The organism is Alteromonas sp. 76-1 (genome assembly GCF_900654235.1).
Taxonomy (GTDB): Bacteria; Pseudomonadota; Gammaproteobacteria; order Enterobacterales; family Alteromonadaceae; genus Alteromonas; species Alteromonas naphthalenivorans.
In genome coordinates this window covers 413,136-430,619 of the sequence record NZ_LR136958.1, presented here as the reverse complement: position 1 = coordinate 430,619, position 17,484 = coordinate 413,136, and the positions used below count along the sequence as shown (strand labels likewise).

The following is a 17,484-nucleotide window of genomic DNA, read 5'->3' as shown; positions in this document are numbered from 1 at the left end:
TCCTGCGCTATGTATTTGGTTTCGCGCCTAACTTATTTTTACGTAAAAGCCTTAAGTCGCCCACGCCTTGTCACCTTTTTTGTAAGGCAGTTCACCATTGTAGTAACCGGGAATGGCCACATAGCGCAGTACTTTGGTAGCCCCTACCTGCGAAGTGAAAAAGGTATACAAAGTAAGTTGTTTCAGTAACGTGAAATAGTGCGGGAGCGGGCCTTCATTGCCGGGCTCCCATTGGCTCGGTTTTGCTGTTGGAATACCGTTGCTAATACCCTCAGCTAAATTAGCGGCTTTCGCTTCTGTATCTAATGTTGTAAACAAGGTTTCGCGCTGCGTACTACTCAATAGCAGGAAGTCTTTTTTAAATGCTTCATTGCTACGAACATTAATTGCCTTAATGCCCTCTTTAAATGCTTTTTGTAACTTCGGGGTATAACAATCGGCAACAATCACCGGAATAACCAAGCCGACATTGGCGGCTTTTGCTCCAGGCGTATCGGTTTGCGGAATAATGACTTCCGCCATTTCGTTAATGAGAGCCACATCTTCCTTTGAAAACCCGGTTTCAGACAAAGGCACAGGGGCAACAATGTCGTAAGCAAGCGCTTTACCACCCACAAGGGCAGTACCTGTGGCGGTAGCAATGAGTTTTAATAGGTCTCTACGTTCCATTACAAGTTCCTCCGCTTTAACTCTTCTACGGCAAAGCTAGCCGCGCGAGCGGTAAGTGCCATATAGGTCAGTGATGGGTTTACACAACTTGCCGATGTCATACATGCACCGTCGGTAACAAAAACATTGGGCGCGTCCCATACTTGGTTGTGACCGTTTAGCACTGAGGTTTTAGCATCTCGGCCCATACGTGCAGTACCCATTTCATGTATACCCATGCCTGGTGCGTAGTCTGCATCCCAGCCATTCACGTTTTTAAGCCCAGCAGCCTCAAACATATCTATGGCATCTTGCTGCATGTCTTTACGCATTTTCAGTTCGTTTTCTTTTATCTCAACATCCATAGCGAGTACGGGCAAACCCCATTTGTCTTTTACTTCTTTGTTCAGATAAATGCGATTTGAATGGTCAGGTAACATTTCACCAAAGGCAGTCATGCCTATTGTCCAGCCACCGGGTTCTGACATAGCCTCTTTTAAGCCTGCACCAACACCTAACTCGGCCACATCTTGTCGCCAGCCTGAGCGGCTAGCGCCACCTTGATAACCAAACCCACGCAAGTAATCTCGTTTGTCATCGCCCCAATTTCTAAAACGCGGAACATAGAAGCCACTTGGCCGGCGACCATATGTATATTTGTCGTCGTAGCCTTCAACTTGCGCTGACGCACCTACCCGGAAATGGTGATCCATCACGTTATGACCTAATTCACCGCTGCTGCTACCTAAACCGCCATCCCATACATCGGTGGCAGAGTTCATAAGCAACCACGATGAATTGAATGCAGAGGCATTCACAAACACGATTTTGCTTTTGAAAACGTATGTTTCGTTGGTTTCAGCATCAATAATTTCAACGCCAGTGGCGCGCTTCTTGTCTTTATCAAACAAGATTTCTTTCACTATAGAGAAAGGGCGAAGCGTTAAGTTACCGGTTTTCATTGCTGCCGGAAGCGTTGAAGACTGAGTACTGAAATAGCCACCAAATGGACAGCCCAACCAGCACTTATTACGGTACTGACAATTTGCACGTCCGTGTTCTGGCTTCGGCTCTGTCATGTTTGAGGTGCGACCGGGAATAATATGGCGAGCACCGCTATAGGCTTTTTGTACTCGTGCAGCCACGTCTTTTTCAACACAGTTTAGTGCCATAGCAGGCTGGTAGATGCCGTCGGGTAACACGTCTAAGCCATCACGGTTTCCGCTAATACCAGCAAACTTTTCTACGTAGTCATACCAAGGGGCTACATCTTCATAACGAATAGGCCAATCTACCGCTACGCCTTCTTTACCATTCGCTTCAAAGTCAGCTTTGTTTAATCGGTAACTCTGACGGCCCCAAGTAAGCGAGCGTCCACCTACGTGATAGCCTCGATACCAGTCAAAACGCTTATCCTCTGTGTAGGGGTTTTCTACTTCGTTCGCCCACATGCCGTTAGTAGATTCATTAAGCGGATAATCTCGCTTAAGCACAGGGTAATCTACTTTCATCGCCTGTGTAGGCAGGTCGCGATGTGGGTAGTCCCACGCTTCTTTGTGTGCGTTTTTGTAGTCTTTAATGTGCTCGATGTTTTTACCGCGCTCAAGCATGAGCACTTTTAGGCCTTTCTCGGTGAGCTCTTTAGCTGCCCAGCCTCCGCTAATACCTGAACCTACTACGATTGCGTCGTACTCGTTCGTCGCCATGTTATGTCCCCTTAAACACGTACTTCATGTATGGTGTTTGCTTGTAAAGTCATACGTCGCAGATACTGATCGCTTCTTTAAGCGACTCAATTCTGCCTGCTTTTGTATCTGGTGTTGGAATAAACTCTTGCGCTAAATAACCATCGAAACCTGTTTCTAAAATGGCCTTAGCAATGGCTGGATAATACAGCTCTTGAGTACTACCAATTTCGTTTCGTCCTGGCACACCGGCGGTGTGATAGTGACCAAAATAAGGATGAAAATCGCGAATGGTGCGAATAATATCGCCTTCGTTAATTTGCATATGATAGATGTCGTACAGCAAAGAAAAGTGCTTACTATTAAGGCGCTTGCAAAGCTGAACACCCCATTTTGAACTATCGGCCATATAATCAGGGTGATCTATTTTGCTATTAAACAGCTCCATAAAGATCACCACGCCACGCTTCTGTGCATGAGGTAAAATGCGCTTTAAACCCGCCACCGCATTATCTAGCCCTTCCTCTTTGCTCATGCCGCGTGCATTGCCACTAAAACAAATTAGGTTGGTGTAACCAGCATCTGCCACTAGGTCGATATGCTTTAAGTATCGCGCTTCTAATTCGTCGTGCAGTTCGCTGTGAATAAAGCCATCTTCAAGGCTAATTTCAGCGCCATTACACATAGAAGAATCAATACCGTACTGTTTCAGTACAGGCCAATCTTCCGGCCCCACCAAATCAATAGCCGCAAAGTTAAGTTGCTTTACGGTTTTACATAACGCTTCTATGGAAAGGTCGCCGTAAGTCCAGCGACTAACAGAATGATTAATATTGCCTTTTAGCGATGATTGTTTCATGCCGTGCTCTGTAGTATTGGCTGCTGTATTCCCTGCTGCATTGGCTGCATGAGCGCTGTTAAACGCAGCAGGTGCCAATACACCAGCGCCCGTTAGCGCCATTGCCTTCATTAAGCTGCGCCTGCGTTCGTTATGCATCAGTACTCACCTTTTCAGATTTAAACAGCACTAAGAAAATAACCAAAACAACCGCCGCAAAGCCTGCAGGGAACAACCAAATATCTTGCCAACTGTGAGATGTTGCCGTGGTGTACTCGTCTGTTATTTTTCCGGCTACTGCAAAACCAATCAGCATACCTATTCCATACGTTGCGAGGGTGATTAATCCTTGAGCTGCGCTTTTGATACGATCTCCAGCTTTCGCGTCGGTATAAATTTGCCCTGACACAAAGAAAAAGTCGTAGCAAATACCGTGTAAGGCGATACCCACTATCAGCATAAACAGCCCTTCGTCTGCATTACCAAAGGCGAATAAGGCATACCGTATTACCCATGCCGCCATGCCAATTAGTAAGGTAGCTTTAATGCCAAACTTGTTAAGAAAAACAGGTAGAGCCAGCATGAATAACACTTCAGAAACCTGACCTAGCGTCATTTTTCCTGTGGCATTTTCAACACCAATTTCAGTTAAGAACGGATTGGCATTTTGGTAGTAAAACGCTAGAGGAATACAAATAAGTACAGAGGATAAAAAGAAGACAAAGAAGTTCTTATCTTTAAGTAACGCTAGCGCATCTAACCCCAACACATCGCGCAAGCCAGTCTTTTGGCCTGCCGCTTTTGGCGGTGTTGCGGGTAAGGTAAAGCTGAATATACCTAATGCTAACGACGCTATTGCACATAACATAAAGGTGTTTCTAAGCATGCCATCAGCAATTGCTGATGTGGAATCCCAAGAAAACACGTAACTAATAAGTAAGCCCGCAACAATCCAGCCCACGGTGCCCCACACACGAATTTTACCGAACTCTTTTGAAGGGTTTGTCATTTGGCCAAAAGCCACTGAATTCACCAATGCAAGGGTTGGCATATACGCAATCATGTAGCCTAGTACGTACGGGTAAAAGGTGGTGAAATCACCCGCCTGATACATCATGTACATCAGCACCGCGCCACACAAATGCAGTACACCCAAAATACGTTCAGCGTTAAAGAAGCGGTCGGCAATTAGCCCCACGATAAAAGGCGCAATAATCGCGCCCCAACTTTGGGTAGAAAATGCCATTCCCATTTGGCTACCACTGGCCGATAAGGTGCTGGCTAAGTACGTTCCCAAGGTGACAAACCAGCCGCCCCAAATAAAGAACTGTAAAAACATCATGGTGCTAAGACGTAGGGTTATCATGATTCTTATTATCCTGTGTCAGCGGGGCAGCGTTATTCGCTTATGCCCAAAATGCGGTTGTTTTTCGTTTCACTTACCTCGCCACCGGCGAAATCATCGAACGCGTAGCGGGTTGGCTGAATAATATGCTCAGCAATAAAAGGCGCACCTTCAGCGGCACCTTGCGCTGAATCTTTTAAACAGCATTCCCATTCGAGCACAGCCCATCCGCTAAATCCGTATTGAGTCAGTTTGCTGAAAATACCTTTAAAATCGACTTGCCCATCGCCAAGGGAACGAAAACGCCCTGGGCGGTCTTTCCAATCTTGGTAACCACCGTAAACACCACTTCTGCCATTTGGGTTGAACTCGGCATCTTTCACATGAAACATTTTTATACGGCTGTGGTATCTGTCGATAAAGTCTAGATAATCGAGCTGTTGCAGTACAAAGTGACTGGGATCGAACAAAATATTGGCTCGAGGATGGTTATCTACCGCGGCCAAAAACATTTCGAAAGTAGCGCCATCATGCAAATCTTCACCTGGGTGAATTTCGTAACATACGTCTACCCCAGCCTCGTCGAAGGCATCTAGAATAGGTAACCAACGCTTGGCTAGCTCGGCAAACCCTTGCTCAACTAACCCAGCAGGACGCTGCGGCCACGGGTACACCAAATGCCACATCAAAGCACCCGAGAAGGTAGCGTGGGCGTTTAGACCTAAGCGTTTACTGGCAATAGCTGCACACTTAAGCTGGTTCACCGCCCATTCAGTACGTGCTTTGGGATTACCGTGTAGATGTGCTGGCGCGAAGTTATCAAATAGCTCATCGTACGCAGGATGTACCGCTACCAACTGCCCCTGCAAGTGCGTTGATAACTCGGTAATTTCTACGCCTGCTGCTCTACAGGTAGCAGCAATTTGGTCACAGTATTCTTGGCTTTCTGCTGCTTTTTCTAAATCGAAAAGTGCCGGATCGGTAGGCACTTGAATGCCTTTATACCCCAATGAGGCGGCCCACTTGGCCATGTTTTCAAGTGTATCGAAGGGGGCTTCTTTACCCATAAATTGGGCTAAAAAGACGGCAGGGCCTTTAATTGGTTTTGCTTCGTTTGCTTGTTGTTCCATTGCCACATGCTCCACTTATTCTGTACCAACTGGGCTGACGGTTTCCCACTTAGTATCACTTTCACTACTAGCCAACATGGCATCTATAAACACCATTCCTCGAAGACCGGAATTAATGCCAGGTACACCACTTGCTTTACTGCTTGTTTGATCTGATTCGCTACGAACCGCGTTGGCAAAGTCGTTATATAAATTCGCCATGGCTTCTAGGTAACCTTCGGGATGCCCACCTGGAATGCGGCAACGATTGACAGCTTCGTCGCATAAACCGGGTTGTCCTAGCCCTGCACGGAATACTTGATATGGCTGGCCTATGGGGCGATACACCACAGAGTTCGGTTCCATTTGATGCCACTCTAATCCGCCTTTATCGCCATATACTTTTATCTTTAAGGCGTTTTCTTCACCTGCGCACACTTGGCTGGCAATCAACACACCAGTAGCACCCTTCTTGGTTTTAATCAGCGCTGCGCCATCGTCATCTAACTGTCTGTCCTCGATGTGCGTGTATAGCTGACCACACAAGGCTGTTATAGCATCATCTAAAACAAACTCAGCAAGCCCAAAAGCGTGTGTGCCAATATCGCCCATACAGCCGCTGCCGCCAGCTAAACTTGGGTCGGTACGCCATTTGGCCTGTTTGTTGTGGGTTTCTTCATTTGCCGACAGCCACCCTTGTGGGTACTCAACAAACACTTTACGAATGTTACCTAGTATGCCGCTTTGAACCATGTGGCGCGCTTGCCACACCATGGGATAGCCTAAGTAGGTGTGTGCTAGACCATATAATCTGTCGGTACTATGGAGTAAGTCTTGTAAATCTTTTACTTCGCCTAAGCCAACACCAGCAGGCTTTTCGCAGAACACATGAAAACCCGCTTTTATTGCGGCCACTGAAATAGGTACGTGTAAATGATTCGGTGTAACAATAGACACCACTTGCATGCGTTGCTGCTCTGGAAGCGCAGCCTCTTTTTCTAGCATGTCTTCCCACGAGGCATAGGTACGGCTATGTTCAACACCTAAACTATCTGCCGTGCTTTCATTGTTGCTGGGGTCGCGACTAAAGGCTCCACATACCAAATCGTACTGGCCATCTAACCCGAATGCGTTGCGATGAACCGCACCAATAAATGCGCCTTCACCACCACCAATCATTCCTAATCTTATTTTTTGCATTTTCGCCATGCTGCGTAGCTCCTGTTGTGGTGCAGTGCTTAACCAGTAAACGTTACCAGTATCAAGCTTGCTCATTGCAAACTTGTTGCATTATTGTAACTATATTTAAAATGTAACGGATTACATTTTTGTCTGTCAATGTATTTGAGCGTTTTTTGTTAAACTTAAGTTTAAGAAAATAACTTAAACAGCCCTTAAACAAGCGCATCTTCCCTTAAAATAGTGAATAAACGAATTAAGACCTCAAAACCATTTACAAAAAATATACACTTAGCACTGGATTTTTTAAGAAAGTTCCGTATTCTAAATCTCAAATGATATCGGTTACATTAATGCAATTGGTTCGCAAACAAGTGAATAAAGACAAGACACGAGTAAATGGCAAATATTAGAGATGTTGCTGATAGCGCTGGCGTTTCGGTAGCAACAGTGTCTCGGGCACTTCAACAACCCGAACGCGTTTCTCCGAAAACCCGTACCAAAGTAATGACGGCAGTAGACCTTGTGGGCTACAAGCCCAACTTAATGGCGGTAAAGTTTCGTTCGGGAAAAACCCACAACTTGGTTGTGTTGGTTCCTACTGTCGCGAATGTATTTTTTGCGCGCGTGATTAGCGGCATGCAAGAAACGGCCGCCGAATTGGGCTACTCCATTTTACTGGCAAATACATTAGGTAACCCTGACATTGAAAGCCATTACGCAAAAATGGTTAGCACCTCTCAGGCCGATGGACTTATTCAATTACGCGCGTTAAACCCATTCGACAACAGCATGATTAACGACAATGGCCTGTTACCTATGGTAAATGCCTGTGAAGTAATTGATGAGGGTAATTACCCTACAGTGTCGCTTGATAACCGTGCCGCAGCGAAAGCCATGACCGAACACCTGTTGGGCTTGGGCCATACTCGTATTGCCATGATAAAAGGCCCTCACTCCAGCCCGCTTACGCAAGACAGACTATCGGGCTATAAAGATGCTTTAAACGACGCCAATATTGCCTTCGATGAAAATCTCTTATTTCCCGGAGACTTCACGCTTCAAGCAGGCTATAACGCCGGTGTAACCATTGCCCAGCAAGCAGACAAGCCCACTGCGGTATTTTGTGAAAACGATGAAACCGCAATAGGTGCTATGCAAGCATTAAAACAAGCTGGCCTGCGTATACCTGAAGATATTTCAGTCGCGGGATTTGATGACATTGCCTTTTCGGCATTTTGCGACCCACCATTAACCACAATTGCCCAGCCAGCCGAAGAGTTCGGCCGAACGGCAGTTAGCTTATTGATAGATGTAATTAACGGCAAAATTCGTAAAGCACCAAAAGTTATTATGCCGTTTGAACTCATTGCTAGGGGCAGTACTGGCCCAGCCCGAATTGTGTAACAGCGCATAATGGCGCGTTAAGGAGAATGCTATGATTACCACTTCCACCTTCACCCGCAGGCAGTTTATTCGAGCCGCGGCAATAGGTGCAGGTTGCGCCGCCATACCCAGCGTACTTGCACATTCACACACGGCTAAGTCTTTAAATGGTATGGCCAGCAGCAGTATTGGACTGCAGCTTTATACCCTTCGCGACATCATGAAAGTTAGCGTACCTGCTACATTGAAGTTAGTGGGCGCGGTGGGCTACAACGAACTGGAATTCGCCGGTTACTTTGGTCATAGCGCAAAAGAAATTAGTACTATTTTAGAAGGCGAAGGATTAACGGCGCCGTCTGCTCACATTCAGCTAGATGACTTCGATAATAACTTAGAGCAAGTGCTAGAAGATGCTCAAACCGTAGGTCATAAATACCTAGTGGTACCTTGGCTTAGCGAAGCGCAGCGCGGCGAAGGTATTGCGCCCTACAAAGCGCTTGCTGAGAAACTTAACACCATTGGCGAAGCGTGTAGCAAAGCCGATATTACCCTTGCGTACCACAATCATGACTTCGAGTTTGAAGTACGTGATGATGAAATACCACTGGATGTACTGATTACTGAAACTGACCCGAATTTAGTGTCTATGGAGCTAGATTTATACTGGGCAGTTAAAGCCGGTAAAGACCCCGTAGATTACTTTAAGCAATACCCTGGACGCTTTAAATTATGGCATGTAAAAGACATGGCGACAGACGGTAGTTTTGCCGATGTGGGCACCGGCGTTATCGACTTTGAAACGATTTTTGCGAATGGAAAGCTGGCTGGAATTGAGCATAAATTTGTGGAGCGGGATCAAACCGGCGATCGCATTGCCACCATCGAACAAGGCTACAAAGCGGTAAGTATGCTAAACAGCACTTTGTAGCAAAGTACGTGTAACAAAGCGCTATATATCAAACGGCTGTGTAACAAAGTATTTTATAGCAAAGCGCTTTAGCAAAACCGTATATATCGTTATGATAACGCCACCTTTATGTTGTAGGTGTCGTTATCATGAGTAAAGCAGTATGAACGAACTGTTCAGTGCCTTATCCCGCACGTTAAGCCCTTATTACGCTGAAATGAGCATCATGCTGATGGCCACTATTTTAGTGGTTTACGGCGATATTATTAATAGTCATATAAAGCGTATTTTAGCTCCCTATCATTTCATACTTCGGGTTAGCCTTTTTGTAGTGCTATGTGCTTTTGGTTATGGCGCATTAACCCTTTATGGTGCCCCTTTTCTGCACCACATTATTGCCTATCTGCCTTGGCAGTACCAAGGTGCAGGTTTTGTATTTGCATTCATGTTTATTGGGTTTCTGGCCGAGCGTAGAAGATATATATAAAAAAGCGAAGCCAACTGGCTTCGCCCTTCTATTTTTTAATCGTGTATTTAACTAGGTATTAGTCTTCATCACGAATGTAGCTAATGCTTGAAAAGGTAAGAAGGCTTTCAGTGATACCTTCACTGGCATAAAACGCAGCCCAATCATCTGAGTCGTCTACATCTTCTCTTGTTTCAGGATCTTGTGCTTGTAAGTAGTTACCAAATTTCAGGTAAGAATCTGTGCTGTCTTCAATGGTTCGAGAGAAAGACTCGCCAAACGCTGAAACCGTCACATAACCATGGTCGTTAATAACTCTAAAATCGAAATTTTGGCCGCTTACCATAGTACCTAATAACTGCTTGTCTTCACCGGAACCGTCTTCTCTTGCAAGGCGAACATACACATCGAAAATACCGTTGCTTGCAACGCTGTCACTTTCTACGCCAGCATTAGTGGGTGTGAAGCCTGTTTCACTGGTGTCTGAAACATATAATTTCATAATGGTGCCTGTGTCACTAGCATGATGCTGGGCAACAATGGCCTTTGAACCATCAGACATTTCCACTTTTATGTTCGCTTGAAAGTCTTCAAACACGGCGGTCATTGCGACCCGTTTTTCTTCTTTAATTTTTAGCTCGTGACGCCAGCCATTACCATTGGGCGTAACATGCTGTTCACGAAGGGCATCAAATTCCATCGTGTCGCCAACACGAGGATCGGCACCTTCCATGTCCCAATCACTCATATCAAAATTGCCGGGAGTTGGGGTAGGTGTAGGCGTTGGATCAGGCGTGTTGTCAGTATCACCGCCACAGCCATAAATGTTGGTTTCCACAATGCTGTTCCAGGTATTCGCCGAATTCTCTAACCCAGTAATACGAACATAACGCGCATCAGAATCGGTAACATCATGCGTTTCATAACCGGAACTTGAACCGTTAGACGCTCCTGAAAGTAACACTGCGTTCCAGTTGCTGTTATTGGTAGAAGTATGCACATCGAAGAACGAGCTTCGGGTATTCCCCTTAAACCATTTCACTTGCAGTGCTTTTACCGTAGCCACTTCACCTAAATCGTAAGTAATAGTTTTGCCAGTGCCGTTGGACGACCAACGGGACTCGTCAGTTAAGTCATTGTCGATGGTATTTAACGGCCCATGCCCATCGTTAGTGCCATTGTCGGTTGCAGTACTAATGCTTAGGTTGTCATTCCCTGAACACGTGGAATTACCGGGAGGTGTTGTAGAGCCAGCACTTTCCAGCGTGAAATTGTCGAATCGCCCTTCCCCGCCATAATAGTTTGCATAAATTTTAACGGAAGTAGCAGAGCCTGAATTAAAGCTTACCGATACAGGTTCAAAATCGCTGCCACCACCGGTTCTGTTAAAGCGAGTGCCGTTTACATCGGCACCAATTTTACCAATACCTTTTACGTAAGCTTTCAAGGTGTAATCGGTGTTAGCGGTAACATCAACGTATTGCTCTACTTTACCGTTAGTGCCAGAAATTTTAGCTGAACTGCTTCCTGCGTAAGCATTCCCAGAGACAGCGGAAGGGTCGGTATCGGCCCAGCCATCAAACCCGTTTTCAAACCCTGGGTTGTCGATGGATACCGACGCCCCGTGTACAAATGATGTACTTGCTAAGGTAAGCGCGGTGCCTATTAAAAAAGAGAGCGATGTTTTACGTGTGCTGATGTTCATGCAATTTGTCCTGTAATTAACGGTTTTAGTAAACCAATTAAAATAAGCCCAGCGAGATTTGCTGCGACTAAAAACGAAATTCAATTTTCGATATGAGCCAGAATCCAAGCTTACCAAACCGGTAATACCAATGATCCAACCCACATGTAAAATGATTGACCAAAAACCCAATAAGATCAACACAACCTTTTAACAAATAGCTTACCAAAAGGTAAGATAAAAGACTTTAAGCTACTTACCATTTAAAAGCGAAAATACAAAAACACTTATAATTCAACAAATTGCTACCATGCCCGGATTTAACAAATAAAAAATACAAATGAGAATTATTTATAAATTTATTAACAAATTAAGCAGAATGGAATCGTTAACAAAGCGAAAACTAGATAAAATAAATGAAAAATGACAACCAAACACATTACCAATAAGTGCAGAATTGGTTAAAGAAATTAATGTATGCGCTTTAATCTCACTTTTCCTAGGAGGAATTGCTGGTAGTTAGATCGGCTTTTCGGCACTGTGAGGTTGTACTAATGTGCTGGAATACTGTTTAGGTGGTATACCCATAATACGTTTGAATGTGGTTGAGAAATAGGATGGCCCAGCAAAGCCTACGCTTATAGCAACCGAAATAACTGAGGCACCATCTGCTAAGCCCCCACTAATTTGGAACGCCCTACTTTGCTTGTAAACTCAAAAAAAATGTCGTTGCAGAAAAGGCAAAAGAGACAAAGGAAGTAAAATAAAATACTTTTTCATCAAATTGATTTCGTTTTGTATTTTGAATAACTAAATTTTGTATGGTTGAAGATGTTGCAATGAGAATGAAGAAAATTGAATAAATGAACGAAAGTACGACAACTATAAATTGGTTCAATTTCATCCAAAAAATAGTAGCATCAGCTTGACTGAGTAGAACCGATATTCCGAAGAACGCGCTCCACAAGACCATTAGTGAAAATAACACCGACTTTTTCAAACTTAAAATCGATTCTTTTAATAGCACACATTACCCCTAGCCATGATTACTTGTTGATTGAAATCTATGTTTAGTCATTTTTGGATATATAAAAAGAACCATAGATAAAGGTCACAACAGTTGCTAATACAACCAATGTTGTTCTAAGCCAGTCTATTGGTATAAGTTTAACGACGGAAACTACCAATGCCCATAGCACCATAGCCCCTAAAACTTTAGGGTAATGTCTATATGCGTTTTTTCGATTCATGATGGGCCTTAAACTTATATAAATTAGAGAAAATGGGGCGTTATAAATTGGGGGGACGTTTTCACTCAATGGTATACCTTCCTCAAAAGAACTATTCAATGAGTCTATTTCGCACGACCATGACTTGCCAACAAAAACCATCTAAGAAATTAAGATATAAAACAGCCAAATGCATTACCAATTAATGCAAAATTAGTTAAATAAATTAATGTATGCGCTTCAACCTCACTTTTCCTAGGAGGAATTGCTGGTGGTTAGATCTGCTTTTCGGCACTGTGAGGTTGTACTAATGTGCTGGAATACTGTTTAGGTGGTATACCCATAATACGTTTGAATGTGGTTGAGAAATAGGATGGCCCAGCAAAGCCTACGCTTATAGCAACCGAAATAACTGAGGCACCATCTGCTAGTAGCGCTTTGGATTTGTCGATTCTGAATCGCGAGAGAAACTCGCTGAAGTTGTAGTCGAATAGCTCTGAAAGTTTTCGATTTAAACTTCTGGGGCTTATTAGTAATAAATCAGCAGCTTTATCTCTAGTGAAATATTCATCTTGATAATTTTTTTCTAAAACAGAGATAAAGTTGAGGTAAAAAGCCATATCTTTTTCTGACGAAAGTTCTGGCAATAAAATACAGCTATCTTCGCTTTTATTCATTTCTGACGACGAGAGATTGTTTGATGGGGTACGCTTCAATGCTACAAGATGCCTGACTCTAAGTATTAATTCTTCATCTGCGATAGGCTTAGTAAGCAAACAGTCGACATTCGCCTGCAATGCCCTTTCTTTCGATTCATCATCTACTTTTGCCGTTAAAACGATAATAGGTAAATATTGTAAGGCATCAGTATCACGCAATTTTTCCACAAAGTTCAGCCCCCCCATAACCGGCATCATAAGATCGGTTATAACTAGGTTAACTTGGTGAATCTGTAGAATATCTAGAGCCTGCTTGCCGTCTCTAGCCACAAGGCATTTATAGGTTGAAGAGAATAATTTAAAAAGATGATTACGAAGTTGGCGGCTATCATCCACTAACAAGATAGCTGGCTTGTCTTCCCAGTTACTATCAATACTTTCATCTACGTTTTGACTATTTAAAAGCTGTATATCATCTATGGGGAAAGTCACAATAAACCTGGTACCTTTGCCCAGCGAACTGTCGACAGCTATTTCGCCCTGGTTCATAGCCACCAACTCTTTAACTAAAGACAAACCAATTCCCTCGCCTGCTGCTTCGGGAGATGGATCTATTCTTTTGTAACGTTTAAAAATTTCTTGATGGTTAGATTCGTCAATACCTTTCCCATTATCTTTCACACTCAGTGTTAGATTATCTTCATCAAAAACGGCAGAGAATTTAATTACTCCATTGTTTTCGGTAAATTTAACCGCGTTAGTAATGAGGTTACCAATAATCGACTCTAAGCTACCTTTTAAGAGTGAAATAGTGCCACTCCCTCGCGTATTCACATCGAGTACTTGGCGCTTTGTTTTCACTAATGAGTCTAAACTTGAAGCTATAATTTTAATGTCATCTACAGAGTACAACCTAAAGTTTTCGAGCGTTGAAGTACCCAGTTTGTCTACCGTGTTCACTTGATCTAATAAGTTTTCCATTCTTTGAACATTGTGGACTAACGCCGAGATATTAAGCGTTTCTTCCTCTAATTCACTTTTCTTCGAATTACCTAACTCGCTCATAATGAGTTGCAGTGGCGTGCGAAGTTCGTGCGAGACATCGCTGAAAAGCCGAATTTTGTTTTGCGCTAATGCTTCTATTTTATTCTTATGCTCAGCACCGTACCTACCTAATACCTTCTGTACTAGAGAGGTATTTATAATCGCTAAAGCCAACAATTTTAGATAGCCTTTTCTGTACAAATATAAACAGAGGAACGTAAGAATGGAATACAGAACGTAGGCATAGCGACTTAAATAGAATGGCGGATTAATTTTGAAATGTAGGGAATTAATAGGGTTTTCAACATTACTATGGGGTGACTGTACCCTAGCTTGCAATTCAAAATTACCATAGCCAATATCAGAAATAGCCAAATTCATACTTGATGCGTTATGAGTTTGCCAATCTTCAATATAACCGAGTATTCTAAACTCTAGTTTATGTTTGTAGCTTTCAACGTAGCTATTGGATGCGACACTGAAGCTTAGCGTTCCATAGTGACTATCTAAAATAGGCGGAAAATCTAAATAAACGGGATCTAAAGAGTGGGGTTCTTCCCCTTCCCAGTCAGCTTTGTAAATGGTTGCTCTTGATAAAGTTTGCTCATTATTTCTAAGGCTTTCTATTAATCTACTTTCGTCAAAGTTGTAGACTAACCTATCGCCAATAACGATAACTCGCCCTTGTGCTCCATGGATATTTCTGTAGTCGAAATCTAAGTCAAACACACCATCACTACTATCTAAATCGTAGAGTATGTCGCGCTCTGTATCATAGATAAATAGCCCCACATTAGTCGCTAGCCATAAATTCTTTTCTTGACTTAAAAATCCTCCCCTAATAAATCTGATGTCAAGATCTCCAAAAATTGAGGATTTTGAAATTTCACCATTAGCACTATTAATTTGACGTAAGCCGTTACCTGACGTGCAAATTAGGTAAAAGTCTCCTAGCTCGATTACGCAGGTTATCCCTTGCAAATTAGTAGCGTTTGCAGTGAGGCTTTTCCACTTGTACTTCGACAATTGAAAATGCATGGTGCTATGAATATCATAGGCTAGAATTTCACCACGACTCAATACAATGGACTCTCTTACAAATGCAGGAGCGTCGAAGCTGTCCAAAATTTTATTATCATCAAATAAGAAATATTTCCAACCATCTGAGGTTTCTATATATGCGTAGAATGACTTGTTATCTACTCTAATTACATGGTTGTAATTACCCTTACAGAAATCTATTTCTTTGATATATTTACTATATAGTTTTTCGAACAATACTTCGTATCGACTAAGGCACTGCCCTAATTTGGCATTCTGTACGACACTGAGAGTGCTGTTATCACCTGTAATACGAAAAGTGTCTTCTGAGTCTTTTATAAAGATTAGATCTGACGAATCCACTCCAACATCATCAATATTTTTCTCATACACAGATCCTCCCAGACTAAGGTAGTTAACTGAGGTCTGAGTATTCGTTAAAGCGACCATCCCTATTTGGGAGGAGGATAAAAGGATTTCCTTGTCTTTAGTTTCGCTTATTGACATGACTGACTGAATAGAATCGGAGCTCAACATTGGCATCATCCAATCTAATGTTTTGATCATATCTTCTGAAACCTTATAAATTCCTCCCGCCGCTATCCATACCTCATTAGTTGAAGAAACATAAATATACTCCACCGGTTTTCTGAATGAGGTAGAGTTCTCAAAAGGAATAAATGATAACTGCTGAAGAGAGACATCTGTTGTATACAGTCCTTCTGGGCCGCCAACGTAGACCTTGTCTTTGTGAGCATTAACAACTGTGATTTCTGATAACTTTTTGAAGTTGTCTTTAACGGGCGTGAGGGCTACTTTCTTATCCTTGATGTTTATATCTATTAAGTAACTTTGTGATTGAGCGAATACTCTTGATTGTGACTGCCCTGCTAGTGAGTAAACTTTAGCAAGTTTTCCTGGGGAAACATTTTCGGCCCAATCGGCTAAGTTTCCGGTATTTTTATCTATTACTAGAATTCCATTAATAGTAGAGAAAGCAATAAATTGTTGCGAAACAACTAACTTCCAAACTTTATTGAGCTCTGGGACATGAGGTAAATATTTCTTAGAATTTCCTGTGCTTAAATCGTATTTAAATACTCCAACTCCATATTCAACGACCCAAAGGTAACCATCATAAACCGAAACGTCCGAAATGATGCCCGTATTGCCGCTTGTTTGATTAAACGGGATTCGCTCTGCGTATGAACCGATAACCTTAAAAACACCATTTTCAGCCGCAAGAAATACCACATCACCGGAGACTTCAATATCTCTAATTAATCCAGTAGGAACGCCTGCAAACGCTCTTTTTCCGTATGAATTTATCTCATTTGCTGTTACTTGAGGTGAAAGTAAAGATAGTAAAAAAATATGCAAAACTAGGCCAAAAATCCTCAAAGGTGGCTTAATAAATCGATATGTCCCTATATTCATAGCTGTTTCTCATAGTTATTTTTATTATCTAGTTGCTTTCTCAGCAAAATGAAAACAACGCAATCCATAAGAGGAAACACTATGAGTATCGAACAAAAAACCAACATTCAAGAGCTAAACGAGCAAGATTATACTAAAGTCTATGGCGGGACATTTTATTCATGTTGTGTTTATCATGACTATGAAACTATCCTTCCCAATGGTCCAGAAAATCCAACCCCACCAGGCATAGGTCTAGACTCACTACACCAACAACCACCGCATACCGGCATTTTCGGCGGCTAATTGGTCGTAAATGAAATCACCCACATACAGGCAGTCTTCGGGTTGTAGCTGCCAGTGTTGGGCTATATGTAATAGTGCGGTGGGGTCGGGCTTGGCGGGTGCATCTTCTCGGGTAAGTACAAACTCAATGGGTATGCGGTTATTGGCTATTTTAATGGCACTGGCTTCTCGGCAGTTGCGTGTAACAATAGCTATGGGCAAGTTACTCTCTAAAACCTTATTTACCATTTGCTTACCAAGAGGTAGCCATTTCGCGTTTTGTGCGTCGGTTAGTTCGTGTTGCAATATGGTGTGGTTGGCTTTCGCTTTTTCTTGTTCACACCCCATATTGTCTATAAACGTAAGAATGTCTTCATCTTGCGGGCAGCCTATATCTGCTCTCATTTGCGAGAAGTTAAGGCTAGACTCAACTAAGGTGCCATCTAAATCAAAAATAACACCTTTAATACCGCTTAAATCCATTCTTTATACTCTTTAATTACGTTTAAGGTAGGCAAGGCTATTTGCCCTCGTGCTATAACATTGCCACAAGCGTGACTGTG

General features: G+C 42.9%; 13 protein-coding genes. 3 read left to right on the top strand and 10 right to left on the bottom strand.

Going from position 1 to position 17,484, the window contains the following annotated elements:
- Nucleotides 1-51: 51 nt before the first annotated feature.
- The 6 genes from ALT761_RS01745 to ALT761_RS01720 are packed head-to-tail and all read right to left on the bottom strand — an operon-like array spanning nt 52 to nt 6,825.
- Nucleotides 52-669: a gluconate 2-dehydrogenase subunit 3 family protein gene (locus ALT761_RS01745; protein ID WP_129735927.1), complete on the bottom strand. Its 618-nt coding sequence runs from the start codon at nt 667-669 to the stop codon at nt 52-54.
- The gene (locus ALT761_RS01740; protein WP_129735925.1) at nt 669-2,354 is read right to left on the bottom strand and encodes a GMC oxidoreductase; all 1,686 of its coding nucleotides are present in this window, start codon (nt 2,352-2,354) and stop codon (nt 669-671) included. The genes ALT761_RS01745 and ALT761_RS01740 overlap by 1 nt, the downstream gene beginning before the upstream one ends.
- Before the next feature lie 49 nt (nt 2,355-2,403).
- Nucleotides 2,404-3,330, bottom strand: coding sequence for a hydroxypyruvate isomerase family protein (locus ALT761_RS01735; protein ID WP_129735923.1), 927 nt, complete (start codon nt 3,328-3,330; stop codon nt 2,404-2,406).
- A complete protein-coding gene (locus ALT761_RS01730; RefSeq protein ID WP_129735921.1) occupies nt 3,323-4,537 on the bottom strand; it encodes a nucleoside permease in 1,215 nt (404 codons plus the stop codon). Before ALT761_RS01730 ends, ALT761_RS01735 begins: the two co-directional genes overlap by 8 nt.
- A gap of 32 nt (nt 4,538-4,569) precedes the next feature.
- Complete coding sequence (locus ALT761_RS01725) at nt 4,570-5,646, bottom strand: sugar phosphate isomerase/epimerase family protein (protein WP_129735919.1); 1,077 nt, start codon at nt 5,644-5,646, stop codon at nt 4,570-4,572.
- Between the two features lie 15 nt (nt 5,647-5,661).
- Nucleotides 5,662-6,825 carry a Gfo/Idh/MocA family protein gene (locus tag ALT761_RS01720; RefSeq protein WP_129740541.1) on the bottom strand — a complete coding sequence of 388 codons (1,164 nt, stop codon included), beginning with the start codon at nt 6,823-6,825 and terminating at the stop codon, nt 5,662-5,664.
- 378 nt (nt 6,826-7,203) lie between these two features.
- On the opposite strand from ALT761_RS01720, the gene ALT761_RS01715 reads away from it, so the two are divergent.
- From ALT761_RS01715 to ALT761_RS01705, 3 genes are all read left to right on the top strand, one after another.
- Entirely contained in the window at nt 7,204-8,211 is a 1,008-nt protein-coding gene (locus ALT761_RS01715) for a LacI family DNA-binding transcriptional regulator (protein WP_129735917.1), read from the top strand.
- Nucleotides 8,212-8,242: 31 nt separating this feature from the next.
- On the top strand, nt 8,243-9,118 hold the full coding sequence (locus ALT761_RS01710) for a sugar phosphate isomerase/epimerase family protein (protein ID WP_129735915.1): 876 nt from the start codon (nt 8,243-8,245) through the stop codon (nt 9,116-9,118).
- Nucleotides 9,119-9,260: 142 nt separating this feature from the next.
- Nucleotides 9,261-9,584 (top strand): DUF3392 family protein, encoded by a 324-nt coding sequence (locus ALT761_RS01705; RefSeq protein ID WP_126872998.1) that lies wholly within the window; start codon nt 9,261-9,263, stop codon nt 9,582-9,584.
- Nucleotides 9,585-9,642: 58 nt separating this feature from the next.
- On the opposite strand, the gene ALT761_RS01700 is transcribed toward ALT761_RS01705, so the two are convergent.
- The 4 genes from ALT761_RS01700 to ALT761_RS01680 all read right to left on the bottom strand — a co-directional run bounded on the left by ALT761_RS01700 (nt 9,643) and on the right by ALT761_RS01680 (nt 17,404).
- Entirely contained in the window at nt 9,643-11,268 is a 1,626-nt protein-coding gene (locus tag ALT761_RS01700) for a polysaccharide lyase family 7 protein (protein WP_129735913.1), read from the bottom strand.
- 498 nt (nt 11,269-11,766) lie between these two features.
- Nucleotides 11,767-11,934: a helix-turn-helix domain-containing protein gene (locus ALT761_RS20925; protein ID WP_129740540.1), complete on the bottom strand. Its 168-nt coding sequence runs from the start codon at nt 11,932-11,934 to the stop codon at nt 11,767-11,769.
- 817 nt (nt 11,935-12,751) lie between these two features.
- Nucleotides 12,752-16,657, bottom strand: a complete 3,906-nt coding sequence (locus tag ALT761_RS01690; RefSeq protein WP_129735912.1) for a hybrid sensor histidine kinase/response regulator transcription factor — start codon at nt 16,655-16,657, stop codon at nt 12,752-12,754.
- A 243-nt stretch (nt 16,658-16,900) separates the two neighbouring features.
- The gene (locus ALT761_RS01680) at nt 16,901-17,404 is read right to left on the bottom strand and encodes an HAD family hydrolase (RefSeq protein WP_129735908.1); all 504 of its coding nucleotides are present in this window, start codon (nt 17,402-17,404) and stop codon (nt 16,901-16,903) included.
- Nucleotides 17,405-17,484: the final 80 nt, after the last annotated feature.

Coding starts and splice junctions, on each gene's coding strand:
- ALT761_RS01690 (WP_129735912.1), bottom strand. CDS start 16,657: ATGAATATAGGGACATATCGATTTATTAAGCCACCTTTGAGGATTTTT.
- ALT761_RS01680 (WP_129735908.1), bottom strand. CDS start 17,404: ATGGATTTAAGCGGTATTAAAGGTGTTATTTTTGATTTAGATGGCACC.
- ALT761_RS01725 (WP_129735919.1), bottom strand. CDS start 5,646: ATGGAACAACAAGCAAACGAAGCAAAACCAATTAAAGGCCCTGCCGTC.
- ALT761_RS01720 (WP_129740541.1), bottom strand. CDS start 6,825: ATGCAAAAAATAAGATTAGGAATGATTGGTGGTGGTGAAGGCGCATTT.
- ALT761_RS01745 (WP_129735927.1), bottom strand. CDS start 669: ATGGAACGTAGAGACCTATTAAAACTCATTGCTACCGCCACAGGTACT.
- ALT761_RS01700 (WP_129735913.1), bottom strand. CDS start 11,268: ATGAACATCAGCACACGTAAAACATCGCTCTCTTTTTTAATAGGCACC.
- ALT761_RS01740 (WP_129735925.1), bottom strand. CDS start 2,354: ATGGCGACGAACGAGTACGACGCAATCGTAGTAGGTTCAGGTATTAGC.
- ALT761_RS01710 (WP_129735915.1), top strand. CDS start 8,243: ATGATTACCACTTCCACCTTCACCCGCAGGCAGTTTATTCGAGCCGCG.
- ALT761_RS01730 (WP_129735921.1), bottom strand. CDS start 4,537: ATGATAACCCTACGTCTTAGCACCATGATGTTTTTACAGTTCTTTATT.
- ALT761_RS01705 (WP_126872998.1), top strand. CDS start 9,261: ATGAACGAACTGTTCAGTGCCTTATCCCGCACGTTAAGCCCTTATTAC.
- ALT761_RS01715 (WP_129735917.1), top strand. CDS start 7,204: ATGGCAAATATTAGAGATGTTGCTGATAGCGCTGGCGTTTCGGTAGCA.
- ALT761_RS01735 (WP_129735923.1), bottom strand. CDS start 3,330: ATGCATAACGAACGCAGGCGCAGCTTAATGAAGGCAATGGCGCTAACG.